Annotated in this window: 23 protein-coding genes; 15 read left to right on the top strand and 8 right to left on the bottom strand. The window is 70.9% G+C overall.

The annotated features are described in order from the left end of the window. Nucleotides 1-353 precede the first annotated feature (353 nt). From OG871_RS05330 to OG871_RS05320, 3 genes are read right to left on the bottom strand one after another with little or no spacing between them, the layout of a single operon-like run. Nucleotides 354-1,322, bottom strand: coding sequence for an antibiotic biosynthesis monooxygenase (locus OG871_RS05330; protein ID WP_371494532.1), 969 nt, complete (start codon nucleotides 1,320-1,322; stop codon nucleotides 354-356). Continuing rightward, a complete protein-coding gene (locus tag OG871_RS05325) occupies nucleotides 1,319-4,045 on the bottom strand; it encodes a molybdopterin-dependent oxidoreductase (protein ID WP_371494530.1) in 2,727 nt (908 codons plus the stop codon). The genes OG871_RS05330 and OG871_RS05325 overlap by 4 nt, the downstream gene beginning before the upstream one ends. Then, entirely contained in the window at nucleotides 4,042-4,869 is an 828-nt protein-coding gene (locus tag OG871_RS05320; RefSeq protein WP_371494529.1) for an FAD binding domain-containing protein, read from the bottom strand. The genes OG871_RS05325 and OG871_RS05320 overlap by 4 nt, the downstream gene beginning before the upstream one ends. A gap of 728 nt (nucleotides 4,870-5,597) precedes the next feature. Here OG871_RS05320 and OG871_RS05315 point away from each other — a divergent pair. Then, nucleotides 5,598-6,593 (top strand): phospholipase, encoded by a 996-nt coding sequence (locus OG871_RS05315; RefSeq protein ID WP_371494528.1) that lies wholly within the window; start codon nucleotides 5,598-5,600, stop codon nucleotides 6,591-6,593. Between the two features lie 41 nt (nucleotides 6,594-6,634). Here the strand turns inward: OG871_RS05315 and fabG are convergent, their stop codons facing one another. From fabG to OG871_RS05300, 3 genes are read right to left on the bottom strand one after another with little or no spacing between them, the layout of a single operon-like run. Beyond that, complete coding sequence (gene fabG, locus OG871_RS05310) at nucleotides 6,635-7,396, bottom strand: 3-oxoacyl-ACP reductase FabG (RefSeq protein ID WP_371494526.1); 762 nt, start codon at nucleotides 7,394-7,396, stop codon at nucleotides 6,635-6,637. A 39-nt stretch (nucleotides 7,397-7,435) separates the two neighbouring features. Beyond that, a complete protein-coding gene (locus OG871_RS05305; protein ID WP_371494524.1) occupies nucleotides 7,436-7,888 on the bottom strand; it encodes a MaoC family dehydratase in 453 nt (150 codons plus the stop codon). 46 nt (nucleotides 7,889-7,934) lie between these two features. After that, entirely contained in the window at nucleotides 7,935-9,092 is a 1,158-nt protein-coding gene (locus tag OG871_RS05300; RefSeq protein WP_371494523.1) for an acyl-CoA dehydrogenase family protein, read from the bottom strand. A gap of 229 nt (nucleotides 9,093-9,321) precedes the next feature. Here OG871_RS05300 and OG871_RS05295 point away from each other — a divergent pair, with 229 nt between their 5' ends. The 14 genes from OG871_RS05295 (at nucleotide 9,322) to OG871_RS05230 (ending at nucleotide 24,253) form a co-directional block, all read left to right on the top strand. After that, nucleotides 9,322-10,554, top strand: coding sequence for a PucR family transcriptional regulator (locus OG871_RS05295; RefSeq protein ID WP_371494521.1), 1,233 nt, complete (start codon nucleotides 9,322-9,324; stop codon nucleotides 10,552-10,554). Beyond that, entirely contained in the window at nucleotides 10,533-10,691 is a 159-nt protein-coding gene (locus tag OG871_RS05290; protein WP_371503217.1) for a family 1 glycosylhydrolase, read from the top strand. Before OG871_RS05295 ends, OG871_RS05290 begins: the two co-directional genes overlap by 22 nt. Before the next feature lie 257 nt (nucleotides 10,692-10,948). Further along, complete coding sequence (locus OG871_RS05285) at nucleotides 10,949-11,680, top strand: hypothetical protein (RefSeq protein ID WP_371494520.1); 732 nt, start codon at nucleotides 10,949-10,951, stop codon at nucleotides 11,678-11,680. A gap of 994 nt (nucleotides 11,681-12,674) precedes the next feature. Continuing rightward, a complete protein-coding gene (locus OG871_RS05280) occupies nucleotides 12,675-13,580 on the top strand; it encodes an LLM class flavin-dependent oxidoreductase (RefSeq protein ID WP_371494518.1) in 906 nt (301 codons plus the stop codon). Further along, nucleotides 13,577-14,575, top strand: coding sequence for a daptide biosynthesis RiPP recognition protein (mpaB, locus tag OG871_RS05275; RefSeq protein WP_371494517.1), 999 nt, complete (start codon nucleotides 13,577-13,579; stop codon nucleotides 14,573-14,575). Before OG871_RS05280 ends, mpaB begins: the two co-directional genes overlap by 4 nt. Next, a complete protein-coding gene (gene mpaM, locus OG871_RS05270) occupies nucleotides 14,572-15,387 on the top strand; it encodes a daptide-type RiPP biosynthesis methyltransferase (protein WP_371494515.1) in 816 nt (271 codons plus the stop codon). The genes mpaB and mpaM overlap by 4 nt, the downstream gene beginning before the upstream one ends. Then, nucleotides 15,384-16,655 carry a daptide-type RiPP biosynthesis aminotransferase gene (mpaD, locus tag OG871_RS05265; protein WP_371494513.1) on the top strand — a complete coding sequence of 424 codons (1,272 nt, stop codon included), beginning with the start codon at nucleotides 15,384-15,386 and terminating at the stop codon, nucleotides 16,653-16,655. The genes mpaM and mpaD overlap by 4 nt, the downstream gene beginning before the upstream one ends. After that, a complete protein-coding gene (gene mpaC, locus OG871_RS05260) occupies nucleotides 16,652-17,833 on the top strand; it encodes a daptide-type RiPP biosynthesis dehydogenase (protein WP_371494511.1) in 1,182 nt (393 codons plus the stop codon). The genes mpaD and mpaC overlap by 4 nt, the downstream gene beginning before the upstream one ends. A 96-nt stretch (nucleotides 17,834-17,929) precedes the next feature. Further along, the gene (locus OG871_RS05255; protein ID WP_371494509.1) at nucleotides 17,930-18,100 is read left to right on the top strand and encodes a daptide-type RiPP; all 171 of its coding nucleotides are present in this window, start codon (nucleotides 17,930-17,932) and stop codon (nucleotides 18,098-18,100) included. A gap of 94 nt (nucleotides 18,101-18,194) precedes the next feature. Then, nucleotides 18,195-18,365: a daptide-type RiPP gene (locus OG871_RS05250; RefSeq protein WP_371494507.1), complete on the top strand. Its 171-nt coding sequence runs from the start codon at nucleotides 18,195-18,197 to the stop codon at nucleotides 18,363-18,365. Between the two features lie 94 nt (nucleotides 18,366-18,459). After that, entirely contained in the window at nucleotides 18,460-18,630 is a 171-nt protein-coding gene (locus OG871_RS05245; RefSeq protein ID WP_371494507.1) for a daptide-type RiPP, read from the top strand. Between the two features lie 110 nt (nucleotides 18,631-18,740). Then, nucleotides 18,741-20,402 (top strand): daptide biosynthesis intramembrane metalloprotease, encoded by a 1,662-nt coding sequence (gene mpaP / locus OG871_RS05240; protein ID WP_371494505.1) that lies wholly within the window; start codon nucleotides 18,741-18,743, stop codon nucleotides 20,400-20,402. 40 nt (nucleotides 20,403-20,442) lie between these two features. Beyond that, complete coding sequence (gene lanKC, locus OG871_RS05235) at nucleotides 20,443-22,998, top strand: class III lanthionine synthetase LanKC (protein WP_371494503.1); 2,556 nt, start codon at nucleotides 20,443-20,445, stop codon at nucleotides 22,996-22,998. Nucleotides 22,999-23,266: 268 nt separating this feature from the next. Continuing rightward, nucleotides 23,267-24,253 carry an NAD-dependent epimerase/dehydratase family protein gene (locus tag OG871_RS05230; RefSeq protein ID WP_371494501.1) on the top strand — a complete coding sequence of 329 codons (987 nt, stop codon included), beginning with the start codon at nucleotides 23,267-23,269 and terminating at the stop codon, nucleotides 24,251-24,253. A 360-nt stretch (nucleotides 24,254-24,613) separates the two neighbouring features. Here the strand turns inward: OG871_RS05230 and OG871_RS05225 are convergent, their stop codons facing one another. Together OG871_RS05225 and OG871_RS05220 are read right to left on the bottom strand one after the other, a co-directional pair. After that, on the bottom strand, nucleotides 24,614-25,927 hold the full coding sequence (locus tag OG871_RS05225; RefSeq protein WP_371503216.1) for an MFS transporter: 1,314 nt from the start codon (nucleotides 25,925-25,927) through the stop codon (nucleotides 24,614-24,616). Nucleotides 25,928-26,001: 74 nt separating this feature from the next. After that, nucleotides 26,002-26,805, bottom strand: a complete 804-nt coding sequence (locus tag OG871_RS05220) for a glycerophosphodiester phosphodiesterase (protein WP_371494499.1) — start codon at nucleotides 26,803-26,805, stop codon at nucleotides 26,002-26,004. Nucleotides 26,806-26,918 lie beyond the last annotated feature (113 nt).

Here is a 26,918-nt window from a genome sequence, read left to right as displayed (position 1 = left end):
GACCACTTCCGGGCAGGTTCACCACCGTGAAGAACCGCAACGTGCTGATCTCCGGCGCCTCCGTCGCCGGCCCCGCCCTCACCTACCGGCTCCACCGCCACGGCTTCAAAACGCCGTTGACCTCCGCAGAGAGGCGCACCTGTCGATCCCCCGCCGGATTGGCGTCCTGGCCGAGCTCGAATGTCCAGCGCGCGCCACAACACCGAGGCCACGGCCGTCTTCCGCTTCGGCTGACCACACCTGGGCCCGGTCCGCCGGGACGTGGTGCGCCAGCGGGACGTCCTCGCCGGAGAACTGGCCGCCGGGGGCTGCCAGAAGATGGGCGACGGCGTCGCCAGACTCATGGTCCCGGGTCAGGGCAGGGTCCAGATTCGGGTCGTAACGGCGTAGAAGACGACGGCCCAGAACACGGTCACGCCGACGACGATGCCGAGGCCGATCCGGTTGGTCTTCGCCGGCGGTTCGTCCGGCGGGGGCCGCAACCACCGCCTGAGCAGCCGGTTCACGTAGTACGGCATCGTGAAGAAGCTCATGATGAAGCTCGACAGCAGGTTGCCCACGAGCAGCCCGAACCAGAGCGGCCACTTCAGCGGCGAGAGCGCGAGCGTCAGCAGCACAACCGTCGGGTACAGGCCGACCCAGACCGCGATGGCGGTCTTGGTGCCCGAGGGCGGCGGTGCTTCCTTGCCGTTCTCCTCGAAGGCGAACCAGTTGCCGAACGAGTTGTCGATCGTTTGCAGTTTGAAGTCGAACCGCTTGCCTTCGGCGAGAACCTCCTGCCGCGTCGCAGACGTCAGCCAGGCGTCGAGGTGTTCGGCGTTGTCGTAGCGGTACAGGGTGGTCCATTCGTCCTGGAGGCCCTCGATCGGGCGGAAGATCTCGGTGCCGCGGAAGCCTTCGAATTTGCTCTCCTCGTGGCTCATGCGGCGCTGCCAGTCGAGGAAGTCATCGGTCTGGTCCGGGTGGACGTGATGGGTCACCACAACGGTGACGAGCGGGTCCGTCGGCTGCGTGCCGCCCCTGATCACCTGCTGGGTCGCGGGACCGTCGAAGTACTTCTCGCCGATGTCGAGGAGTCGCTGCCTGGTCTCGCCGTTGATCCACGCCTGCAGATGGGCGATCGAGTCGAACCGGTAGACGATGACCCAGTCGGGTTGCAGGGCCGTCGGCGGGGAGATCTCGGAGCCGAGGTGTCCGGCATATTCGGCGGCGGCGGCGTTGACGCCCTCCTGCCATTTCTCGTACTCCCGTTCCATTTCGGGTCGGACCTTCCGGCCGAGGATGACCGTCGCCGCGGCGTCCGCGTGCTTCTCGGCGGTCATCGTCTCGGGCCCGTCCGCGCCGACTGGCTCTCATCGAGCCGGCTGTAGATCCGTTCCGGGGTGAGGGGCAGCTCGCGGCAGCGGATGCCCGTGGCGTCGCGAAGCGCGTTCGCCAAGGCGGGCGCCACCGGGTTGACACAGCATTCCGCCATCCCCTTCGACCGCATGGGCCCGACGGAGTCCGACGAGCCCACCAGCAGCAGGTCGGTGCGGGGGACATCGGCGTAGGTGGGGATTCGGTAGTTGCGGAGGTTCGGGTTGACCACGGCTCCGTCCGCGTCGACCTGGTAGTTCTCGGTCAGTGCGAATCCGATGCCCTGGGCGACACCGCCGTCCACCTGTCCCCGGACCTGCTCCGGGTTGATGAGCACACCGGCGTCGGCGGCCTGGACGCTGTACAGGATGCGGATCTCGCCTGTCACCCGGTGGACGGCGACGCGGAACCCCTGGGTGTTGGACGTGACGCTCCGGGGCGAGCCGTAGGCCTTGCGGGCGGCGGTGAAGCGAATGCCGCGCGCCCGGGCCAGGGCGACGAGCTCGGCCAGCGAGACGCGCTCGTCTCCGCAGACGACGTCCTCGTCGTCCATCGAGCACATCACGACGTGGACACCCGTGTGCGCGGCGGCGAACCCCAGGATGCGGTCGCGCACCGCGTTGGCGGCTCGGAGAACCGCGTTGCCCGCCACGAAGAGTCCGGCGCTCGCGAATGCGCCGGTGTCGAATCCCGTCCGGTCGGTGTCGGACTGCACCAGGCGGATCCGCGAGGGCGTCGTACCCAGCTGGTTGGCCGCGATCTGGACGTGCGCGGTGGAGGTGCCCTCGCCGAATTCGACGGTGCCGACGGCCAGTTCGTACACGAGGTCGTCGCCGAGCGTGACCCAGGCCTCGGAGATGTGCTCGGTCGGGGGCGCGGTCTCGTGCAGTGAGCTCGCGACGCCGACCCCCACGCGCCACCCGGGGCCGGGCGACGGCTGATCGGCCGTACGGGCCAGGGCGCCGGCCACGAGGTCGATGCACTTGGCCAGCCCGTCCTCGGTGAACGTCACGTCGTCGGGGCCGTCGTGCATCGCGACGAGCGGATCGCCGGGGCACACTATGTTGCGGCGTCGCAGTTCGAGCGGATCCATGTGCAGGGCGAGGGCCAGTTCGTCCATCGCCGATTCCACGGCGAAGGCCGGCTGGGTCATCCCGTAACCGCGCAGTGCGCCGCTCGGAACGGTGTTCGTGTAGACGGAGTAGGCGTCGTACCTCTTGTTGGGGCAGCGGTAGATCATGACGGCGGCGCCCCCCGCGTACAGCGTCTCGCCGCCGTGGTTGCCGTAGGCGCCCGTGTTGGACACGTTGCGCACCTGGAACGCCGTGAGCGTGCCGTCCGCCTTCGCGCCGAGCCTGACCGTCAGCTTCATCGGATGCCGGGGCGAAGCCGTGGTGAACTCCTCCTCGCGCGTGTACTCGAGACAGGCGGGCCGCCCGGTGTCCAGGGTGGCGAGCGCGACGAGGTCCTCGGAGATGACTTCCTGCTTGCCACCGAAACCGCCGCCGACGCGCTTGCAGAACACGCGGAGCTGGTCCGGGCGGAGTGCGAACAGATAGGCCAGTTTGACCTTCGCGATCGACGGCGACTGCGAACTGGTGCGGACGTTCAGCCGGCCGTCCTCCATCCAGGCGATCGAGCCGTGAGTCTCAAGGTGTGCGTGCTGGACGCGCGGTGAGGAGTAGGTACCCTCGTGGATCACGTCGGCCGCGGCGAACCCCGCGTCGACGTCGCCGATGTGCGAGTGGATCTCGAGCAGGAGGTTGTGGACGGAATCCCGGACGAACGGATCCGCGGAGCCGTGCAGTTGTGGCGCCCCTTCGGCCATGGCCTCCTCGGGGTCGAGGACCGCCGGCAGCACCTCGTACTCCACGGCCACCCTCCGGCAGCCCTCCTCCGCCGCCCCGACCGTGTCGGCGAGGACGGCGACGACGCGCTGGCCGACGAAGCGGACCGTGTTGTCGAGGATGTAGGTGTCGTCAGGATCGACGAGGTGGTCGGTGTGGATCGCTGTGGTGAAGCGCCTGCGCGGCACATCCTCCCAGGTGTAGACGCGATGCACGCCGGGGACCGCGAGCGCGGCGGTCTTGTCGATCGAGACGATCCGGGCGTGTGCGTGGGGCGAGTGCAGCACCTTGAGGTGCAGCATGCCCGCCATCCGGGTGTCCATCGTGAACTCGGCTCGACCGGTCACCACATCGTCGGCCGCCGGCGCGCCGACGCTCGTTCCGACGGCCTTTCCCGGTGCGGCGGTCTGCACGCCGACGACGCCCTTCACCGCGTCCTCGATGGCCCGATAGCCGGTGCAGCGGCAGAGATTGCCCTTCAACGCCGTCGGCAGGTCCTCCTTCTGGTCCTCGGTGAACGTCGCCGACGTCATGATCATCCCGGCGGTGCAGAAACCGCATTGGAACCCCGGGGCGTCCCGGAACCGGCGCTGCACCGGATGCAGGTCGCCGGGCGATCCGAGACCCTCGATCGTGGTCACCTCACGGTCTTCCGCGCGGAAGGCCGGGGTGATGCAGCTGTGGACCGGACTGCCGTCCAGCCACACCGTGCACGCACCGCAGTCGCCCGCGTCGCAGCCCTTCTTGACCCCGAAGTGGCCGAGTGCGCGCAGGAAGGTGCGCAGGCACTGGCCCGGCTCCGGCTCTTCGTCGAAGCTCCTGCCGTTCACCAGGTAGGTCATGCCGGGCCCCCGGCCAGGAGTTCGCTGCGAATCTCTTCGGCGAAGTGCTGTGTCAGGTGGCGACGGTGGTCGGGGGTCCCGTTGGGGTCGGCGAACCAGACGTCGGCCGGGATGGCGTCGATGCTCCGCCGTAGGGCCTGGCCGTCGGGAATGGTGTCGAAAGCGAGGCGGACGGGCCGTGTGGTGCCGGCGGTGACGGTGAGCAGCAGATCGCTCGTTCCGGGCGTGTGCGTGCCGATGAGGAACACCGTCGAACGGCCGAGACGGGTGAGCGTGAAGCGGCGGTGCGCGGGGCGTTTTCTCAGGGCGCGCGCCGGAATCTCGATACGGCGCAGTATTTCGCCGGGAGCGAGGATGTTCCTGTTGTTCCCGGTCACGAAGTCGAGGGCGTCGACGGTGCGCACGGACCCGTCGGGAGCCCACAGCTCGTACCGTGCCTCGAGCGCGACCGTCAGCGTGACCATCGGGCCTGCTGGCAGGGACATGCAGATGTTTCCGCCGACGGTGGCCGAGTTCCAGACCTTGAACGAGGACAGGAACGCCTCGCAGGCTGTTACGAGGAGGCTGCCCGCGACCCAGTCCGGCGGCGGCGCGAACGCGTACAGGTCGTGGATGGTGCACGTCGCGCCGATCTCGAGACCCGCGTCGCCCGGGACGAGCGGTTTCCAGCCCAAGGCCGTCAGGTCGATCAGGCGGCGTAGGCCCGGCTGTTCCACGGAGAACAGCCATGTTCCGCCCGCGAGCCAAGCGTCGCCGTTCTGCCAGTCCTCGCCTGGCCGGTCGGACGGTCGCCGGATGACTTCCGTGATGGTACTGAGGTCCATGGGAACTGGTCTCCTCCCTCACGGCGAAGGTCATGCGGCGGACCGTGTGCCAGACGCGGGGAACCAGCGCATGACGCCGCTCGGCCGAGTGGAAATCCGCGATGTTCTCGCACGCTCGTCGAAGGCGACGGGTTGTGATGCGCCCCGGAGGTGGCGCAACCTTGAGTGACAGAACCGACTTTCGGTGACTGTCGAACTGTTCGATATGGGGCCGGCGGGCGCGGAAACGCCTGTCAAGCGTATCCCCGAACGGGCCGGCCCTGCCATGTCAGGACCTGGGCGTGAAGCCGTGGTGGCTGCTTCGTGTTCCGGTGCTCGCGACGCCGAGTAGGGCCGTGAGCCCGACTCCTGCGTCGCGCTGCTCGGAGGGGTGCCTGCTCGGCCTTCCCGTCTGCCTTTGGACCGACACTCGACGGAGGCGTCAACCGCGCCTGGACATCACAGAGTTGGCGTGGCCGGACGACGGCTTCGGCCAGGATGGCATCCTGTTCGACGGGCCGGGGGCCGCAGTGCGGGATTCGGCCTGGTCCACATCGACGTTGCCTCGTGGACGTCCGCGCGGGCCTCGGTGGCCGGCCCGACGATCACAGGGGTCGAGGCACCTCGTGCAGCTCGTGGAATCGGAACCCGTCCGCACCCGGATTTCGGGTCCATTTATCGTATGTCAACGCACAGTTGGTGAAATCCACTGTCCGCCTCAGGGCAACCGACAAGAAGGAGTGCCTTCCTTGATCAATCGTCTCAGGCATGGTCCCGCCCGGCGGATGTTACCGGCGCTGATGGCGGCACTGTGCGCGATCATCGGTGCCACCGCGCTCGGGACGACCCCGGCGGCAGCAGCCGATCAGCGTCACCCGATCTACGCCATCGCGCACCGGGTCGACACTCTGGACGGCGTGGACGCCGCGCTCGACCACGGCGCCAACGGCATCGAGATCGACGTCTGCGCCTGGTGGAATCCGAACGAATGGCGCGCCTATCACGACTGTTCCTCGGCCGGCGACGCCCGGCTGGGGCCCAGCTTCGACAGCATGATCGACCGCATTGTCTCCAACGCCAACGCCAACGCAGGGCGCCGGCTCGCGCTGGTGTGGCTGGACATCAAGGACCCGAACTACTGCGGAGAACAGCAGAACCGCGGGTGCAGCGTCGCAGGGCTGCGTGACAAGGCGCAGAGGCTGACGGCTGCCGGGATCCAGGTGCTCTACGGCTTCTACGAGTACCACGGCGGCAGCACTCCGGACGTCGGCGGCAGGGGCTGGAAGAGCCTGGAAGGAAGGCTCGGCAGCCTGGAGGGGATCACGACGACCGGGACCCGTGATCAGGTCCGAAGCGCCTTCGACCGGTCCGGTTCCGCATTCCCGGCCGGTCACCGGGCGATGGACTACGGGGACAGCAATATCGCCAGCGGGTTCGGCAACTGCACGGAAGCCACCTACAACACGTGCGCGGAACTGAAGAAGGGCGCCGGGGACCGTGCCGCTGGACAGCTCGCGGCCACGCTGTCCTGGACGACCACCTACAACGATCCGTGGTACGTCGACAGACTGCTGGGCGATGCGCGTGTGGACGGCATCATCGCCGGCTACGGCAGCTTCACCGGAGTGCGCGAGTACGACAACAGCTGGCAGTGCGCCAACGCCATCAACCTCGTCCGTGACTGGGTGAACCGCCACGGCGCCACCCACCGCATGGCCACCAGCGGTGACCGCCTGTTCAGGTAGTGGACAGCCTCGGGCCGGATCCGTGCCGCTCTGCGGCGGGTTCAGCCCTGGGGGCCACCGGCGACGTAGATGACCTGACCGGAGACGAAACCGGCGTCGTCGCCGGCCAGGAAGGACACGGTGCCGGCGATGTCCTCGGGGCGGCCGACCCGGCGTACCGGGATCTGCTCGGCGGCGAAGGTCTGGAAGTCCTCGAAGGACATGCCGATCCGCGCGGCGGTGGCGGCGGTCATGTCGGTGGCGATGAAGCCCGGGGCGACGGCGTTGACGGTGATGCCGAACTTGCCCAGTTCGATGGCCAGGGTCTTGGTGAAGCCCTGGATGCCGGCCTTGGCGGCCGAGTAGTTCGCCTGGCCGCGGTTGCCCAGCGCGGAGGTGGACGACAGGTTGACGATCCGGCCCCAGCCCGCGGCGGTCATGTGCTGCTGGACCTCGCGGCTCATCAGGAAGGCGCCGCGCAGGTGGACCCCGATGACCGCGTCCCAGTCGGCCTCGGTCAGCTTGAGCAGCAGGTTGTCGCGGGTGATCCCGGCGTTGTTGACGAGGGCGACCGGCGGGCCCAGCTCCTCGGCGATCCGGGCGACGGCGGATCCGACCTGCTCGGCGTCGGCGACGTCGACGCCGACGGCCAGGGCCCGGCCGCCGTCCTTCTCAACGGCGGCGACGGTGTCGGCGCAGGCGGCCTCGTCCAGGTCGCAGACGGCGACGGCGAAGCCGTCGCGGGCCAGGCGAAGGGCGGTGGCGGCACCGATGCCGCGGGCAGCGCCGGTGACGACGGCGACGCGCCGAGAGTTCTCGCTCACAGTGATTCCTCGGGGGGGGGGGGGTGGGGTGGTGGAGGATCAGACGTAGAGGCGCGCGACGGCCTCGGCGACGCAGGCGGGCTTGTCCACGCCGTCGAGCTCGATGGTGACCTCGGAGGTGATCTGCCAGCCGCCGGCCGTCTCCTCGGCCGCCGTGAGGGCGACGCGAGCGCGTACCCTGGAGCCGACGCGCACCGGGCTGATGAAGCGGACCTTGTTCAGGCCGTAGTTGACGGCCATCCGGATGTTGTCGACGCGGTAGACCTGCCCGCTGAGGACCGGCAGCAGAGACAGGGTCAGGAAGCCGTGGGCGACGGTGGCCCCGAAAGGGCCGGCGGCCGCGCGCTCGGCGTCGGTGTGGATCCACTGGTGGTCGCCGGTGGCCTCGGCGAACAGGTCGATGCGATGCTGATCGACGGTGAGCCAGTCGCTGTGGCCGATCTCGGTGCCGACGGCCGCGACCAGGTCGGCAGGGGTGTCAAAGGCCTTCACGGGGTGATCGATTCCTCGCTCGATGTGGGGAAGGAGCCCGGTACGGTCACAGGCCCATGGACTTGGCGATGACGGTCTTCATGACCTCGCTGGTACCGCCGTAGATGCGGAAGACGCGGTTGTCCGTGTAGAGGCGGGCGATGGGGTACTCGAGCATGTAGCCGTAGCCGCCGTGCAGTTGCAGGCACTTGTCGATCACCCGCGACGCCGTCTCGGTGCAGACGAGCTTGGTGGCAGCGGCGTCGGCGGAGGTGAGCTCGTCCTGCTCGATGAGCTCCAGGGCCCGGTCGGACAGAGCCTGTGCGGCGGCGACCTCGGCGGCGCACTCGGCGAGGACGAACTTGGTGTTCTGGAACCCGGAGACCGGCTGGCCGAAGACCTTGCGGTCGCGGGTGTAGGCGAGCGCGAAGTCGATGGCGGCCGTGGCGGCGGCGACGGCGGCGACGGCGATGCCCAGTCGCTCGGGGATCAGGTTGTGGGTGAGGTAGGCGAACGCGTTGCCCTCCTCGCCGAGCAGGTTCTCCACCGGCACCTTGACGTCGGTGAAGGAGAGCTCGGCGGTGTCGGAGCTGCGCAGGCCGATCTTCTCCAGCTTGCGGCCGACCGCGTAGCCCTCGCTCATGGTGTCCACGCAGAGGATGGACAGGCCGCCGCGACGGTTGTCCGCCGAGGCCGGGGAGGTGCGGCAGACCACCAGCATCAGGTCGGCGAGGACACCGCCGGTGATGAAGGTCTTCGCGCCGTTGAGGAGATAGTGGGTGCCGTCGTCGGAAAGGGTCGCGGTGGTCCGGATGCCGGCCAGGTCGGAGCCGGTGCCGGGCTCGGTCATGGCGATGGCGGTCATCATCCGCCCGGAGACGAAGCCGGGCAGCCAGCGATTCTTCTGCTCATCGCTGGCGAAGTTGAGCAGATAGGGCAGGACCAGACCGGTGTGCACGCTGGAGCCGCCGAAGGACACGCCGGCGCGCATCAGCTCTTCGACGGTCACGGCCTGGTACTTGAAGCCGCCGACACCCGAGCCGCCGTACTCCTCCGGGACCTCGATACCGAAGATCCCCAGTTCGCCGAGCTTGAGGTAGAACTCGCGCGGCGCGTGCCCGGCGGCCTCCCAGGCGTCGTAGTGGGGCACGACCTCGTGGGAGATGAAGTCCCGGATCATCTCCCGGAAGTTCTCGTGGTCCTCGGTGTAGACGGAGCGCTGCACTGCCTGTCTCTCCCTTGTGTCTGGGGCTGGGGCCGCGGACCACCGGTGGTCGTCGCCGCTGGGCCCACGGGCCGCGGTCCCTAGCGGTTTCCGGGGCGGTGAGCAGCGATTCGCTTCGCAGCGTGCCCCAATCTAGAGCGCCGTCCCGGGCCTGACCATGGGCATCTGCCCATGCTTGCGGCTACTGTCTGTGCATTGTGCCCAGCACGGTTCGGGCTAGCCTGGGACCATGAAGCACGGTTGGGTGGTGCCCGCGCCCGAGGTGGCGGCGCATATCCGGGCGACTGCGGAGCGCATGCAGGACACCTTGGACGAGCTGCTTGCCGAGATCGGTCAGCAGTTGGCCCCGGACACGCCGGACGCGCCGATCGACCCGGTCATGGCCGAGGAGATCGCCGCGAGCAACCGGGACACCGTCGGGCGCTGGGTACGCGCCAACCGGCTCCGTCCTGGCCGCCCGGTTCCTGCGGACCTGACGGCGCAGATCCTGGACGTGGCGCGCGACATGGTCCGACGCGGCGTCGACGAGCGCTATCTCGTCCAGGGCTATTGGCGCGGGCACAATCTGCTGTGGCGGTACTGGATGCGCGCGGCGCTCGCCGAGCCGGGCTCCCCGGAGGTGCTGGCCGCATCGCTCGACCTGGCGGCCCGCTCCATGTCCCGGTTCGTGGACCGCACCCTGGCCGGCGTTCAGAAGCATGTGGAGCACGAACGCGACCAGCTCGTCGGTGGCGTGCCCGCCCGGCGGCTGGAGACCGTCAATCTGCTGCTCCAGGGCGCGCCGATCGCCGAAGAACGGGCAAGTGCACGCCTCGGCTACGACCTGAGGGGGCGCCACCTGGCCCTGGTGCTGTGGCACGCGCCCGGAATGATGGAACAGGGTGAGCTGGAGTCCGCAGCCGACGTGATCGCCGAGGCGGCGGGAGCCCGGCGGCCCCTCACCGTCGCCGCGGGAATCTCGGTGTTGTGGGCCTGGATCGCGGTTCCCGGGAATGTGGACACCGAGGTCCTGAACGAGGCCCTCGCCGCCACGGGCACCAACGCGCATGCGGCCGCCGGGATACCAGGTGACGGTCCCACCGGCTTCCGGCTCAGCCACCAGCAGGCACTGACCGCCCAACGGCTGATGTTCCGGATGCACCAGCCGCCCCGGCTCACCGCCTACGAGGACGTACAGGTCGTCGCCATGGCCGCACACGACGAGGACCAGGCACGCGAGTTCGTCGCCTCCACGCTCGGGGAGCTGGCCGACGCGCCCCCCGAACTCGCCCGGACCCTGCGCGTCTACCTGCAGGAGGACTGCAACGCCAGCCGCGCCGCGCGCCGGCTGTACACCCACCGCAACACGGTCCTCAACCGCATCGCCCGCGCCGACGCGCTGCTGCCCCGACCGCGACCCGGACGCGGGCTGCAGGTGGGCCTCGCACTGGAGCTGCAGCACTGGCTCGGACCACGGCGATAGCCGCAACGGCAGCGGCGCCGTGCCGGGCCGGCGCCCTGACCGCCGAGGGATTCCATCAGCGCTTCGGCGCGGTGCACGTCGACTTCGAGACGCAGCACCGCACCGGCAGGGACTCCTCTGCCTGGTACGCGAGTTGACTGTCCGTCACCGAAGCCGAAGGTCAGCGTGGTCGAGCTCGGCGGTCTGGTGGTCTTCGCCGAGCAAGGCCGGCCAGGCCCGGCGGAAGGGCTGGCCCCGCCCCGCTGCCCGTCCGACCGGTGGATTGCCCGAAAGTGCCTCTGCAGGTCGACCCACTTGGCCAGACGGGCCGTCAGGTGGTCGAATCGCTCCGTGCATCCGGGCCGACCGGCCCGGACGAAGTCCGTTCCGGCCACTCATCCACCTTGGGAGAGGCATGTCCTTTCTGTCCGACCACCGCAAGACCGTTGTCGGCGTCGTGGCCCTCACCACGCTCGCGATCTCCTGCGGCTCGGCCACCGCCAGCAGCTCCGCCGCCGTGACGGGCAAGGTTCTGTGGACCCCGAGCACCAGCAAGGGCCCGTCCTCCTTCGCCGACGTCCAGTGCGCGGTGGGCGACTTCGGCGTCGTCAAGGACTCCGCCAAGGGCCGTGTGTGGCGGGCGTTCCAGGCCGCGGGCGAGGAGCGCTGCGAGACGCTCGGCCCCGACCTGAAGGAGGGCGACACGTTCTACCTCGGCTGGTCGTCCAAGGTGGACATCAAGGACTCGGACAGCCGCTACGTCTTCCAGCTCAAGTGCTCGCCGAGCACCGACACGGCGAACCACCCGATCGAGATCGACGCGACGACCGGGCGCATCCGCCTCCAGGAGTGGGACACCGACCACGTCGCGCACCCGCTGTGGACCGCGCCGACCGCCAACAACCGGTGGCACTCCTACGCGTTGAAGATCCGTCTGGGCCGCACGAACGGCACCATCGACTTCTGGTTCGACGGTGTGAAGCAGACCTTCACCACCGGCTCGGGCACCTTCAAGGGCACCACCTGGGACGGCGACCGCAACTACCTCAAGTGGGGCTCCTACCACCCCTCCCCGGGCGACGCGACGAACACCTTCACCAGCCCGATCATGGCGACCACCCTGGAGGCGGCCACCGCCGGCTCGTAAAGGCGAAGACTCCGTCGGCCAGGCCTCCTGGCGTCGTCGGCGCCTTGGCCACTCGATACATCGTGCCGCCGCCCGGCCCTCTCAAGGGATCGCCGAGGACGCCGGCCCGGAGCCAGTCGTCGCCGAAGGTGTCACGATCATCGCGAGCGTCGGCAACAACTGGACCGATCTGGGCGGCGGCCACGCCGGGCGGACCTTCAAGCTGCCGGACTACAGCGGCCTGCTCTCCTGACCGTGCCACCCGTGCCACCCGTGCCACCCACACCGCCTGGGGCCTCAGGCGGTGTGGGTGGCACGGTGCGTGCTGCGGGGCTCCGACCCTCGGCATCATGTGGTCGCACCGGCCATTCCGCGAGAACGGCGAAGCCCTGGCGAACCGATGGTTCGTGGGCGGGATCCCGTCCGCTGTCGCCGCCCCGGGCTGCCGGTGCCAGGGCGGCGCGGGCCTTGATGTGGCGGAGTCGGGGAGAAAGTTCAGAGATGAAGCCAAGGCTGGATGGCGCCGTTTCAGCATGATCGCGGGCCTGTGCTAACGTCTGGATCATTGTTCTGCATGCATCTGTTCACGGGGGTTATCCGATGCAGCTCGTACCAGAAGTCGGCTCTGCCGCATCCTTCGGGCCGGTAGTCGTCCGCCGAGGCGGATGACAAGCCCGCACCGTTCATTCAACAGGGCAGTGGGCCATCTTTCCCGCCCTTCGCAACTGTTTCTTTCGTCGACTCCTGGCGCTGACGCCGGCTGAAATAGCCCGCCGGGGGAGAACGGCTGCCGACTGCCGTGCGCTGTGAGCGCCCGGTTCGGTCGGTGCCGGATCGATTCGTACGTTGCCGCCCTGTGGTCCGCCATTTCCGGTTTATTGACCCGAACCGGCAGGCTGTCCATTCGTGCCCGGAGTAATTCAGTCATGCCCGGAGTGATTCAGTGCCATCCTTCTCGATTCTAGTTCCATTTGTGCCGCGACGGCCTGAACAGTTGGCCCCGTACGCGGCGCTGGTGCACTGGACCCGGGCCGCGCGTCTGTGGCAGGGGCAGTCGCTGGCGGTCGAGGCACACCAGGGTTTCGCACATGCGGCGGGTACGGGCTTCGGCGTGCCGACGGGGCTGGGCGTCAGCCTCATGCCGTTGCGTCACCCCTATGAAGCCGCCCTGCAGGCCCGCTCGCTGGCGCTCTCCACCGGGCACTCGGTGCTCGCGGGATTCGGTCCCGGCAGCGGCCCCCTGCAGCGCGCCATGCGCGGCGAGCCCTACGCCAGCCCGCTGACCGCGGCCGAGGAGTACCTCACCATCGTCCGCGGACTGCTGCAGGGCGAGTTGCTCGATTTCAGCGGCGAGTACTACCACTGCGAAGGCGCTCTGCCGCCCTCTCCCGCGCCGGAGGTGCAGGTCGGGCTCGGGGTGCTGCGGCCGGGCATGGCGCGTCTCGCCGGTCGCGTGGCGGATGCCGCCATCACCTGGCTGACGCCCGCGTCCTATCTGCGGGAGACGGTGCTTCCCGCGCTGCGTGAAGGGGCCGAGGCGGCGGGCCGTCCCGTTCCCCGGGTGGTCGCGATGGTGCCGATGGCGCTGCCGCTGCCCGATCTGGACATCGAGGCCGTCGCGGTGGCGAGTAACGGTACGCACATGCAGGCGCCGCACTATGCCGACATGCTCGGGCGCGCCGGAATCGACGTCAGCAGCGGCGACCCCCTGGTGAACGCGCGATCCCTGATCGAGGGCGGTTCCTTCCTGGCGGGTGAGGTCGATGAGCTCGTGGAGCAGATCAGGATTTTCTGGAATTCCGGCGTGGATGAAGTGGTCATCAATCTGACCGGTGTGGCGAGTGTCCGCGGGCCGCAGGCGGCCATGCGTCAGATCAAGACGATCGTCACTGCGCTGAGTGGCATGGAGGAAACGCGATGAGCGGCGAGATGCGCGATCTGATGGCTTGGGCCACCGGCCGCCGGGGCCCGGGCCGGGTCATTGTCCTGGAGGATTCCCGGCATGTCGGGGACGTGCGGGAAATGGTCGGCGCGGAGTCCGAGGACGGCCATCACCGGATCTTCGCCCCGGGCGACCGGATGGACCTCGGCGAGAATCTGGTCGGCTACGGCGGATCGTTCCGCGAGTGCGACGCCGAGGCGTCCCTGGGGGACGACTTCTATCTCCAGGTGCAGAATTACAGCATTACCCAGTACGTTTCGGTGATCGGGCCGACGCTGGTCCGCATTGCGGACGAAGCGGATTTCGAGGTGTGGCTGGGGGACGCCGACACCGCTCGCGAGAAGGGTGAATTCGCCGATTTCCTGGCGAATCCGGCGCTGCTGCTCGCGGATCTGCCGGGGCTGGGCGCGCCGCTGGACGGAGCCGGCCCACGGCACCGGCTCTACGTCCGGGCCGACGGCGAGCTGACGGTCTCACCGTACGGTTCGGCGCTGGGGAGGTTGGGCGACGGCCTGGCGGACCTGGAGACCGTCTGGCAGCAGGTGAACGCCGCCAGCGTGCACCCCTGTGCCGTCACCCTCGCCACCGCGCTCCCCGAACCACGGCGAGGTGCGGAGCTGGAGAGCCGGCCGTGGCTCAGCGAGTACCTCCTGGCTGTTGACGCGCTGAGGGAGCTGCGATCCCGCGGTGTCCCGCGGGTACGCGTCTCCGGCTTCGGTGGACGCCTGCGGCCGGAGAACCACATCGCCGAACCGGTTCGGACGCCGGCCCGGCACCTGGTGCTGTGGACCGACGAATCCGCCTACCTCTACACCTCCGAGGGATCCCGGCTGTTCGAACTCAACCGTGCCGCAGGGGAACTCGCCGAGCTGCTCCTGTGTCAGGGATCTCTCGAGGCAGCCGCCGAGTACGGCCGACGGGCCGCGCTCCTGAAGGTGCAGCAGTTCTTCGCGCGGGCGGGGGTCGTCCTGTGAGCGCGGACCTGAGGGCCGCCGTTCCCGGCCAGGCCGGTGCGCTGCTGGCCGAACTCGGCGACAAGGCCGAGCTCCACGACCTGTACGACGAGGCGGGCGCGTCGGTCTACCACGCGATCGCGGGCAGCTCGCCCCTCGAAGTGCGCGAGCTGGTCGGTGCGGTGCGCTCGACCGTCGGCCCCATCCTCGAACTGGCCGCAGGTTCGGGTCGGCTGACGATGCCACTGCTCACCCTGGGGCGCGAGCTGGCCGCCCTCGAACTGGCGCCGGGCATGATCCGGATCCTTCAGGAGCGCCTGCGGACCGTACCCGTCGCGCGACGCAGCCGCTGCACCGTCGTCCCCGGCGACATGAGCGCCTTCGACCTGGGCCGGGAGTTCGGAGCGATCGTGCTCGGTGCGACCTCCGTCTCGCTGTTGGACGCGACCGGCCGGGCCGGCCTCTACCGGTGCGTGCGCCGGCACCTCGCTCCCGGGGGGAAGTTCCTGCTCACCGCGGTGGACGTGCAGGACTTCGGCAGCTCCACCACCGAGCAGGTGATGGACGTCGACGGTGCCGACGGCACCCGGTTCCGCATGTACGAGCACTGGACGGAAGACGCCGAGGTGCGCACGGTCACGGTCTTCCCGCATCCCCTCGAAACGGCGGAGCCTCCGATCACGGTGTGCACCACCCGGATCGGAGTCTTCCCGGTGGCACAGCTGGAGGCCGAGTTGGCCCACGCCGGCCTGAAGCTGACGGACTGTCAGCCGCTGCCGCCGACCGGCAGCGACCACCACGACGTGCTGCTCGTCGCGGAGGTCGCCGCATGAGCGCCGTGTGGCCCTCTCTGCTCGCCCCGAGCCGGCACGGCCGTGACGAGCTGTGCGCGGTCTCGGCCCAGGGGGTGCGGGTGACCTTCGCGGACGGCCGCGAACTGCTCTGCGGATCCAGCGGCCTGTGGAACACCGCTCTCGGGTACGGCAACGGGGTCATCGCCGACGCCATCGCCCAGGCGGTCCGCGACGCGTCGTACCTGAGCGTGTTCCGCTACGAGAACACCTACGCCCGCCGGGCCGCCGAGGCACTGGTCGACCTGTGCGGCAGCGACCACTTCGGCCGGGTGCTGTTCTCCACCTCCGGCGGTGCGGCCAACGACCTGGCGATGAAGCTCGCCCGCCAGCTGCACGCCCTGCGCGGCGAGGCGCAGCGAACCCTGGTCGTCGGTCTCCGTACGAGCTACCACGGCCTCACCTTCGGCGGCTTCGCGCTCTCCGGTGGTGACATGGGGCAGCGGATGTACGGGGTGGACCAGCGGCTGATCCGCCACGTCAGTCCCAACGCGGTCGACGAGCTGGACGCGCTGTTCGCCCGTCAGGGCGGGCAGATCGCCGCCGTGGTCGTCGAACCGGTGCTGGGCAACGGAGCGGTGCCTCTCGACGAGGAGTTCCTCGCGGAGCTGCTGCGCCTGCGCGAGCAGCACGGCTTCCTGCTCGTCGCCGACGAGGTCGCCACCGGCTTCGCCCGTACCGGCCCGTACTTCGCCTCCAGCCGGTGGCCCCGGCAGCCGGATCTCCTGATCCTCTCCAAGGCGCTGACCAACGGCACCTGCGCCGCTGCCGCGGTCCTGGTCGCCCGCGGAGTCGACGAGGCCTTCACCGACGCCGACGCGGTGTTCGTCCACGCCGAGACCCAGGCCGGAACTCCGATGACCTGCGCGGCGATTCTGGCCACGCTGGAGGAGATGCGGCGGCTGGACGCGGAGGCGCTCAGCCACCGCCTGTCCTCCCGTCTGGACACGGAGCTGAAGTCCCTCGGTGACCGACTGCCCCAGCTGACCGTGACCGAGGGCGTCGGCTGCTTCCGCTACCTCGGCTTCGGTGCTCCCGACGGCGGGCCCCTGACGGCGGAGAACGTCGCCGACCTGGTCGCGGCCGTCCGGGAGGCCGGCGCGATCGTCCACCCCGGCCCGCAGGGCGTTCAGCTCATCCCCGCGCTCACCTACACCGACGAGGACCTGGACGAACTGCTGGACTGCGTCGCCCGCGGCGCCGAGACGTTCTTCGCGGCCCTCGGCACCTCGGCGGGAGGCAGCCGGTGACCGGCGGATGGCAGCAGCCCACCCGAGTGCTGTACAGCGCGGGGGAGTTCACCGAATGGGCGGCCCAGCGGACATCCGGGACCTCCACGGTCCTGCTCGTGGACGCCAGGCTCACCGGGAGCGCGATCGCCTCGCTGGTCTCCCGGGCCCTGCCGGTCCACGAGGTGATCCCGCTGGACGGGCCGGGCACGCTGGAGTCCGTCGTCGAACTCGCCGACCGCCTGCGACACGGTCCCGGCCGGCTGGTCGCCGCCGTCGGCGGGGGGAGCCTGCTGGACCAGGCGAAGCTGGCGACCGCACTGGCAGGTGACCCCGGTGTGGCTCCCCGGCTGACCGCTCCGCAGCGCAGCGGGCTGCTCCTGCTGCCCGGGGAGAGCACCCGGACCCTGCCGCTGCTCGCCGTTCCCACCACGCTCGGCACCGGCGCGGAGGTGAGTCGCGTCGCCTGTCTGCAAACCGCGCAGGGCAAGCGGCTGGTGGCGGGCCGATCGCTGGCGCCGGAGCTCGCCGTGCTCGATCCCCTGGCCACGGCCGGGCTGCCCGCCGAACTCGTCGTCGAGGGCGTACTGGAGGCGCTGTTCCGGGTGGCCGGAGTCTACGCGGGCGACCTGCGGGACCGTCCGGTCGAGGACGCCCTCGCCCTGACGGTCGCCGCCCAGCTCCTCGTCCTGGGCTACCGGGCCGTCGGCGACGGCCCGGGGGACCAGGTCCGCGGGGCGGCGGCCAGGCTCAGTGCCCTCACCCACAGCGACTGGCTGCAGCTGGACCGCGACCCCTTCGCCCTGCGGGGCTGGTACATCGCCAACGAGTTGTCCACCGCCCTCGGCGTCCGCAAGATGACGGCCGTCGCGGCCCTGCTCCCGACGCTGTTCCGGCGAACTGCCGCCGGTGATCGACGGCTTGGCTCGGCCGAACGACTCGGACGTCTGTGGCAGGGGCTGCGTTCCGCCGCCCCGCGGCCGCTGCCCGCCGAGCCGTCGGCCGGCATCGCCGCCCTGCTGGAGCACTGGGGCGTCGAGCACCGTCCGACGGCGCACCCCGCCGACCTGGACGCGATCGCGCAGCGCACGGTCCGCGCCTGGGGAGCAGGACTGCCTGCCCTGGGCGGCCTGACGCTCGGCGACGTCCGGGCGGTGCTCGGTGACGCCGTGCGCACACCTGAGCCCGGGGCGCACTGAGCAGCCCGAGCGGCGCACCACGAAAGCTTCCGGTCCACCACCCGCGTGCGGACGTGGCCCGGACGACCCTGACCGTCCCCGACCGTCGGAGAGGAGGTGAACACAGTGCAGGAGAACATCAACAGCTCGCTGGAGCTGGAGCTGGGCATGCAGGACCTGGAGCTTGACATGCAGGAGCTCGAGGGCATGGACGCCCCGTTCAACTGGAGCAACGCCGCCTGGAGCGTGGCGACCGTCAGCATCGGCAGCATCATCGTCGCGACCTGACGGCACGGCACCGGGCTCGCCGCGGGACGCCCGACGTCCTGTGGCGGGCCGCGGGTCCGACCGTTCCTGACCGTCCCCGACCGTCGGAGAGGAGGTGAACACAGTGCAGGAGAACATCAACAGCTCGCTGGAGCTGGAGCTGGGCATGCAGGACCTGGAGCTTGACATGCAGGAGCTCGAGGGCATGGACGCCCCGTTCAACTGGAGCGCCGCCGCCTGGAGCGTGGCGACCGTCAGCATCGGCAGCATCATCGTCGCGACCTGACGGCACGGCACCGGGCTCGCCGCGGGACGCCCGACGTCCTGTGGCGGGCCGCGGGTCCGACCGTTCCTGACCGTCCCCGACCGTCGGAGAGGAGGTGAACACAGTGCAGGAGAACATCAACAGCTCGCTGGAGCTGGAGCTGGGCATGCAGGACCTGGAGCTTGACATGCAGGAGCTCGAGGGCATGGACGCCCCGTTCAACTGGAGCGCCGCCGCCTGGAGCGTGGCGACCGTCAGCATCGGCAGCATCATCGTCGCGACCTGACGGCATGACACCCGGTGGTGCCGGGGCGCGGCGGAGCCTTCCCCGCGTCCCGGCACCCGCTCCCGACCTCGGCTGCGGCCAGGGCCCCGGAGCGACGTGAGGGAGAGACCTTGACCAGCGATACGGCCGTCGCCCCGCAGGAGGGGAACGGAGCGGACAGCGAGCACATCAGCCGCCCCCGGCTCGCCGACAACGTGACCGTCCACCCGCCGACCGGCGCGGACGCACCGTGGACCATCCAACGCGGCGAGCAGTACCTGCGGGTTGGTGCCGACCTGGCGCGGCTGGCCCGGGCCGCCGACGGCACCAGGGGACACGAGGAACTGGCCGCCGTCCTCGGCCCCCGCTGGACCACCGCCGTGGTGGACACGGCCGTGCGCAGACTGGTCGCGGCCAAGGTGTTCCACGGCGGCGACACGGATCGCAGCGCGCCCCGCCGGGCGCCCCGCCTGAAGGTCGTACCGCCACTGACCGTGCAGCTGACCGTCGTCCACCCGCGGCGGCTGCTGTCCGGAGTCCTTCCCGCCATGGCCCTGCTGGGGCTGAAGCGGTGGAGCGTCATCGGCGCCCTCCTCGCCGCCGGCGGCCTGGCCGCGCTGGCGACGCTCGGCCACGAACTGTCCGACGTCCTCGGACGGCCACTGCCGCTGAGCGTGTACGCCGGTGTCATCGTCGCCATGCTCGTCGCCAGCGCACTGCACGAGCTCTCCCACGCGGCGGTCCTCGCCTACTACGGCGGACGGCCGAGCCGGATGGGCGTGATGCTGTTCTACCTCTCGCCGGCCTTCTTCTGCGACGTCTCGGACGGCTGGCGGCTGCCGCGCAACGAACAGCGCGTCCGGGTCGCCCTGGCCGGCAGCGCCACCCAGTGGGTCATCGCCGGCTCCGCGGCGCTGGCCGCGCTCGTCCCGGCGCCGGGCCGCTGGCAGGACGGGACGCTGCTGTTCGCCGCCGCAGGCTACCTCGCCGGAACGTTCAACCTCCTGCCGGTGGTCCGGCTGGACGGCTACCTGGCCCTGATGAGCCACCTGGACATCCCGCACCTGCGCGACCTGGCGATGACCGACGCCCGCCACCGGATCGCACGGCTGCTCTACGGCGGCCGCTACCGACCGGAGCTGCCTCAGCTGCGGTGGGCCGTCCCGTTCGGCCTCGCCTGCATGGCCGCCCCCCTGTTCATCGTGATCCCGGCGCTGGGCAACTTCGCCTCGCTGCTCCAACGGATGGGTACCGCCGGAGCGATCCTGATGGTGTGCGCAGCGGGCTACCTGCTGTGGCTCCTGGTACGCGGCGCGGTGCGCACGGCCGCCGATGCCCGTACGGCCGGCGCCACCCGGTGGCGGATCGCGCTGTCGGCCACCGCGTTCACGGCCGCCGTGGTCTGCGCCCTGCTGTTCGTCCGCCTCCCCTACACCGTGGCCGGCGGCTACGCCGTACGCGACGGCGGGCAGGTGGAGCTGCTCCTCCCGTCCTCGGCCGACCGTTCCGCCATCCACGCGGGAGGGGCCGTCCGCCTCTACCGTGCCGGGTTGACGGGACACACCCCGATGGGCGAGGCCGTGATCGGGTCCGAGCGGAGTACTGCCACCACCGCGCCGTTCTCGGCCTTCGCGCCCGTGGCCAGCACCAGCCTGTCGATGCCCGCCGCCGCGTACCCGCTCATCACCACCCGGCCCCCGTCGGACCGGACCGGCAACGCCGAACTCACGCTGGGGAAACGCACGCTGGCCCACTGGCTGTACGACACCTATCTGGCTCCCTGCTGGCGCTGAGCCACCGCCCCGCCACCCGACCCGACCCTGGAAGCACACGGTGTTCCTCCACTACATCCAGCACTGCCAGCCGGACAGCCCGTACTTCGACCTTCCGTCCGAGGATCACGCGGCGGCCGACTACCCCGCTGCCCGCGAGCCGCTTCCCGACGGCTGGACCCGTGAACTCAACCCCCACTGGTCCTTCCACGCCCCCCACGACTGCCGGCTTCCGGCGCAGGGGTGGAAGATCCACGTCTCGACCGTCCCGGACCGGGCCGAGCCGGTCCTGGCCGTCGTCCGCGCCTACTGCGAGGCCCGGCGGATTCCCTACAAGTACATCCGCAACCCCCACATCCTCACCAACCGCAACAGCAAGTACGGCGACCGCAGCAGCAGCGGCAAGTTCATCACCGTCTACCCGCTCGACGAGCAGCAGTTCACGACCACTCTCACCGAACTCGGCGACCTGCTCGACGGCGAGCCGGGGCCCTACATCCTCAGCGACCTGCGCTGGCGCGACGGCCCCCTGTACGTACGCTACGGCGGCTTCGTCCTACGGACCGTCACCGACGCCCGCGGCCGGCAGATCCCCTGCATCGAGGACCCGGACGGTCGCCTGGTACCCGACCGGCGCGGCCCCGGCTTCCACCCACCCGCCTGGGTGACCCTGCCGGAGTGCCTCGACGAGGCCGTGGCCGCCCGCAGTGCCGGCACCACCCGCGCTCTTCCCTTCGTGGTCCGCAAGGCCCTGCACTTCTCCAACGGCGGCGGAGTCTACGAGGCGACGGAACTGGCGACCGGCCGCACCGTCCTCGTCAAGGAAGCCCGCCCGCTGGCCGGCCTGGACGCCCAGGGAACGGACGCGGTCACCCGCCTGGAACAGGAACGCTGGGCACTGCGGACGCTGGCCGGGATCCCCGCCGTCCCGGAGCTCATCGACTACCGCAAGGGCCACGAGCACTACTACCTCACGCGTGAACTCGTCGACGGCACCGCGCTGAGCCACGGCGGCGGCACGGCCAATCCATGGGTGGACGGCACGCTCGACGACCGAAGCGCCCGCCGGTACACCGCCTGGGCGCTCGACATCCTCGAACAGACCGAGCGGACGATCGACGCCATGCACGACCGCGGCGTCGTCTTCGGCGACCTGCACCCCGGAAACATCCTCGTCCGGCCCGACGGCACCGTCGCGTTCATCGACCTGGAGACCGCCACCCCGATCGCGGCCGCGGCACCCCAGGTCATCGGTGTCCCCGGGTTCCGCGCCCCGAGCCACTACCGCGGCGCGGCGCTGGACCGCTACGCCCTGGGCTGCCTGCGGATGGCCCTCTTCGCACCGATGACCGCCCTGCTCGACCACTCACCGCAGAAGCCGGACCAGCTCCTCTCCCTCATCGCAGCCCGCTTCCCGGTCCCCGACGACTTCGAGCAGCAGGTACGTCGTGACCTCGGCACCGGGCAGGAAGCCCGACCGACGGCGACCGCCCGGACCCGGCAGGCACTCGCGGAGCCGTCGCCACCCTCGGCAACGACCTGGCCCACGCTGCGGGAGGCCATCGCCGGCGGCATCCTGGGCAGCGCGACCCCCGACCGCACCGACCGCCTCTTCCCCGGGGACATCGAGCAGTTCACCGTCCCGGGCGGTGGAGCGGCCTTCGCCCACGGTGCGGCCGGGGTGCTGTGGGCCCTGGCCGAAACCGGAGTCGACATCCCCGACGCCCACATCCGCTGGCTGGACGACGCCGCGCACGCGATGACCACGGCCACGGCCGGACCACGCCTCGGCTTCTACGACGGACTCACGGGCATCGCCTTCGCCCTGCACCGGCTCGGCCGCACCGACCGGGCCCGCGAAATCCTCGAACGAGTGGTCACCTCCGGGCTGGACCACCTCGACCACAGCCTGTTCGCCGGACGCGCCGGCATCGGACTCGCCCTGCTGCACTTCGCCCGGTGCACCGGCGAGCAGGAACTGCTCGTCCGCGCCCGGGCACTCGGTGACCAGCTGGCCGGCGGCACCACCGGAGCAACACGGCCGGGACTGCTGCACGGCCGCTCGGGTGCGGCGCTCCTCCTGCTGCGCCTCGCCGAGGACACCGGTGACCGCTCCCTGCTGCCGGCCGCCGCCGAGGCCCTCCTCCACGACTTCGCCGACCTCGGCCTCACCGAACCCGGCGATCCGTCCCAGGTACGACGGCGTGCGCCGTACCTGGGCGTCGGCAGCGCCGGCCCGGCCCTGGTCGCCGACCGGCTGCTGCCGCACCTGCCCGGCCCCGACCCCCGCCTCACCGGCGCACTGGAACGCAGCCGCTCCGCCCTGCGCACGGAGTTCCATCCCCGGGCAGGCCTGTTCACCGGTCGTGCCGGCATCGTGCTGGCGCTACGTCAGCTGCACCGCGGTACGGCGGACGACACCGAGGCCCTGCGCCGCCACCTCGCGGCTTTCGACTGGCACGCCGTCCATTCCGGGCAGCACACGGAGTTCCTCGGCGAGCACTCCCTGCGCCGCTCCAACGACCTCGGCACCGGCTCCGCCGGGGTGCTCCTCGCCCTCGACGCCGCGCTGGGCACCGGTAACACCACCCTGCCGTTCCTGGAGAGCCGCCGCTGAACCGCGCCCACGGGACGCCCACCGGGCGCGGCACGGACGACCGCCGGCCGCGGTTCGAGGCCCGCGACGGCGCAGATGACGTACGGCTGTCGGGACCGGATCCGTTGGTCGACGGCGCGATCCGGGATCTCCCGCCGCGGGGCGACCTGAAACTCGGGGTGGGCGAACGCCAGGCGGGGCACTGCCGGTTCGGGTTCAGCTGACGGCGATTCCGCTGATGGCGGATGGGGGTGGACCAACCGGCACATCGGTGAGGACAGTGGTTGGCATGCGACTTCTCATGCTCGGTGGATCCGGCTTCGTCGGACGCGCCATTGTCAACGAGGCCCTGTCCCGCGACTGGGACGTGACCCTCCTCCATCGTGGCAACCGCCACCCGCCGTCCGGAGCCACCGTCCTCCAGGGCGACCGGACCGCCCCCGACGGACTGGCCGCGCTCGGCGACGGCGAGTGGGACCTGGTCGTGGACACCTGGTCCGCGCGGCCCTCGGCGGTGCGCGACGCGGCGGACGCGCTCGCCAAGCGCGCCGGTCGGTACGCGTACATCTCCAGTGGCTCCGTGTACGCCGACCCGGTCGACCACAGTGCCGCCGAGAACGGCGTCCTGCTGGACGGCTCGCCCGACGACGGCGATGTCCCCTATCCGCAGGCCAAGCGCGGCGGGGAGCTCGCCGTCACCGGCGCGTTCGGCGCGGACAGTTCGCTGCTGCTGCGCGCCGGTCTGATCCTCGGTCCGGGCGAGGACGTCGGCCGGCTGACCTGGTGGCTGGACCGGATCGCCCGTGGCGGCCCCGTGCTCGCCCCCGGCCCGCGCGACCTGCCACTCCAGTACGTCGACACGCGGGACCTTGCGATCTGGGCCCTGGACGCCGCCGTGCGCGGGCTGTCCGGCCCGTACAACCTGGTGAGCCGGCCCGGTCACGCCACCATGGGTGAGCTTCTGGAGGCGTGCGTGGCCGCGACCGGATCCGATGCGGAGCTGCGCTGGACCGACCCCGAGCGGATCGCCGCCGCCGGAATCGCACCGTGGACGGAGCTGCCGATCTGGGCACCGCCGGGCGAGCTGCACGAGTTCCTGTTCGGCGCCGAGACATCGAAGGCGTTCGCGGCCGGGCTGCGCTGCCGGCCGGTCGCCGAGACCGTCGCCGACACCTGGGAGTGGCTGAAGGCGCTGGGCGGAGTCTCGCCGCAGCGCCCCGACCGCCCGGTCCTGGGGCTGACCCCCGAAGCCGAGGCCGCCGCACTGCGCGGTTGACGGACTGCCACCTACTGCGGCTCCCGGGCGCAGGCCGACCCCGTCTCGGCGACGTCGCGCGCGGCGGCCCACGGGCCCGACCGTCGGCCGTTTCACCGATGGCCGAGGACACGGGTCCGGCTCGCTGTCGCAGCGGCCCGGCCACAGTGACCGGGCGGGGCCGGCCGGATCCGCAGGCGTCGCCGTCTCATCGGCGAAGGCTTGCCTCCGGGCGGCCTCCCCGGCGCTCCGCACCGCTGACTCCACGATGACACCGCACACCTGCCGGGCGGACCGATGCGGGATGTCGGAGGGTGTGAACCGGTCGTCAGCGCGGCGGCGGGTACGAGCCGACGCGGGACGTCCGTGGGCTCCGGGCCGTCAGAGCCGTTCGGGGACGGGGTTGCCGACGGCTTCGATGGCGCGGCGCACGGGGACCTTGGCCAGCACGGCGAAGCCGATCACGAAGAACACCAGCAGGGAGATGATCGCCGAGCGGTAGCTGCCGGTGATCTGGTAGGCGAGGCCGAAAACCAGTGGGCCCATCCAACTGGTGCCGCGGTCGCTGACCTTGTACACGCTGAAGTACTCGGCCTCCCGGCCGGCCGGGATGAGGTGGGAGAACAGCGAACGGGACAGCGCCTGGCTGCCGCCGAGCACCAGGCCGATCATGCAGGCCAGCGCGAAGAACCAGACGGGCTGGTGGGCGGGCATGAAGTAGCCGAGCGCGACGGTGATCACCCAGCCGACCAGGGAGCCCAGGACGGTCCGCTTGGCGCCGTACCGGCGGGCGATCCGGCCGAGCAGCAGCGCGCCGCCTATCGCGACGATCTGGACCAGGAGCACGGCCGCGACCAGCGAGGTCTGGCCCATACCGAGTTCCTCGCTGCCGTAGAGCGAGGCCTGGGAGACGACGGTCTGGATGCCGTCGTTGTAGCAGAGGAAGGCGCCCAGGTAGAGGAGCGTCAGCGGGTACTCGCGCATGCCGCGCAGGGTGCGGGCGAGTTCGCGCAGGCTGCCGGCGGCGGGCCGGTCCGGCACCGCCGCCGCCCGCTCGGGGGCCACACCGGCCCGGGAGGGCAGCCGCAGCAACGGGACGATGGTGAACAGCGCCCACCACAGGCCGGCCGAGGCCAGGCAGATGCGTACGGCGGTGCCGGTGGACAGGCCGAGTGCGTCGTGGCCCTCGAACAGCGCCAGGTTGGCGACCAGCAGCAGGCCGCCGCCCGCGTACCCGTACGCCCAGCCCTTGGACGAGACGGCGTCGCGTTCGTCGGGGGAGGCCAGGCCCGGGAGGTAGGCGTAGGAGAGGGCGACCGACACCGCGTACGCGATGTTGGCGACCACCAGCAGCGCGCCGCCGAGGAGGTAGTGGTCGCCGCCGAGGAAGAACATGCCCATGGTGGCGACCGCGCCGATGTAGGCGAAGCCGCACATGAGCTCCTTGTGCCGTCCGGTGCGGTCCGCGACCGTGCCGGTCAGCAGCATCACCGCGACCGACACCAGGACGGAGAAGGAGACCGCGTACGGGAAGAACGATCCGGCGCGGATCGAGAGACCGAGCGGGTGCACGTTGCCGGCCGGGTCGGCGGCGTTCTTGGCCACCGAGGTCAGGTACGGGCCGAGGAACACCGTCAGGACGGTGGCCGAGAAGGCGGCGTTGGCCCAGTCGTTGATGTACCAGCCGAACTGCATCCGCTGCAGGGCACGGCCGTCGGTGGTGGCTGCCGGGTGGTCCGGCAGCCGGTCCGACAGGTGGTCCGTGGTGTTCATGGGGCTCCTGTCTCCGTGCTGGAGCCGGCGCTGCCGTCGGTCCAGCAGCCGCGCTCGTCGAGGACGTCCCGGAGGACGCCGATGTGATCGGCCATGATGCCATCCACGCCGAGGTCGAGGAGAGCCCTGATCCGGGTGGGATCGTCCACGGTCCAGACATGGACCTGGAGGCCGAGTCGGTGGGCGGCCCGGACGAAGGCCCGGTCGACGACCCGCATGCCGCGGTGCCGCTCAGGCACCTGCGCGCACAACCCGGCGAACGGCGCCCCGCGTCCCCGCAGCAGCGGACCGGCCAGCGAGCGCAGCCGCAGCCGGGCGACCTCGCGCGGGCCGAGTGAGGTGGCCAGCCGGGGGCCGGCGGCGGCGCGGACGGCGGCGAGGCGGCTGTCGGAGAAGCCGCCGACGCAGACCCGGTCCCAGGCGTTCGTCCGGCGGACCGTCTCGACCAGCGGCGCGACGGCCGGGGCCGCCTTGACGTCGATGTTGAAGCGGGCCGCGGGGAACGCGTCGAGCAGGTCCTCCAGCAGCGGCACCGGCTCGGTTCCGCCGATCCGGGCCTGCCTGACGATGTCCCAGGGCAGTTCGGCCACCGCCCCGGTGCGGTCGGTGACCCGGTCGAGGCGGGAGTCGTGGAAGGCCACCAGCACGCCGTCGCGGGTGGCGTGCACATCCGTCTCCAGGTAGCGGTACCCGAGGGCCACGGCGGCCTCGAACGCGGCGAGCGAGTTCTCGGGGTGCCCGAGGTCGCCGCCCCGGTGTGCGAAGGCGAGCGGCCCCGGCTGGTCGAGGAAGGGGTGCATGTCGTGCTCCGGAGCTGCTGGGAGGGGACCCGTCGGGCCCGCGAGGCCCAGGTTGTGCTGCCCGCTCGGACGACGCCCGGGCCGTGCGCGTTACAGTATTGCGCAGGCTGTCA

The organism is Kitasatospora sp. NBC_00374 (assembly GCF_041434935.1).
In the GTDB taxonomy this organism is placed as follows: domain Bacteria; phylum Actinomycetota; class Actinomycetes; order Streptomycetales; family Streptomycetaceae; genus Kitasatospora.
This window is presented reverse-complemented; position numbering and strand designations above follow the sequence as displayed.

Bases quoted from the DNA above. Each gene is read 5' to 3' on its own strand.
- OG871_RS05225 (WP_371503216.1), bottom strand. From the start codon at position 25,927: ATGCAGTTCGGCTGGTACATCAACGACTGGGCCAACGCCGCCTTCTCG.
- OG871_RS05295 (WP_371494521.1), top strand. From the start codon at position 9,322: ATGAAGCACGGTTGGGTGGTGCCCGCGCCCGAGGTGGCGGCGCATATC.
- OG871_RS05285 (WP_371494520.1), top strand. From the start codon at position 10,949: ATGTCCTTTCTGTCCGACCACCGCAAGACCGTTGTCGGCGTCGTGGCC.
- OG871_RS05220 (WP_371494499.1), bottom strand. From the start codon at position 26,805: ATGCACCCCTTCCTCGACCAGCCGGGGCCGCTCGCCTTCGCACACCGG.
- mpaD (WP_371494513.1), top strand. From the start codon at position 15,384: ATGAGCGCCGTGTGGCCCTCTCTGCTCGCCCCGAGCCGGCACGGCCGT.
- OG871_RS05325 (WP_371494530.1), bottom strand. From the start codon at position 4,045: ATGACCTACCTGGTGAACGGCAGGAGCTTCGACGAAGAGCCGGAGCCG.
- OG871_RS05330 (WP_371494532.1), bottom strand. From the start codon at position 1,322: ATGACCGCCGAGAAGCACGCGGACGCCGCGGCGACGGTCATCCTCGGC.
- mpaB (WP_371494517.1), top strand. From the start codon at position 13,577: ATGAGCGGCGAGATGCGCGATCTGATGGCTTGGGCCACCGGCCGCCGG.
- OG871_RS05230 (WP_371494501.1), top strand. From the start codon at position 23,267: ATGCGACTTCTCATGCTCGGTGGATCCGGCTTCGTCGGACGCGCCATT.
- OG871_RS05320 (WP_371494529.1), bottom strand. From the start codon at position 4,869: ATGGACCTCAGTACCATCACGGAAGTCATCCGGCGACCGTCCGACCGG.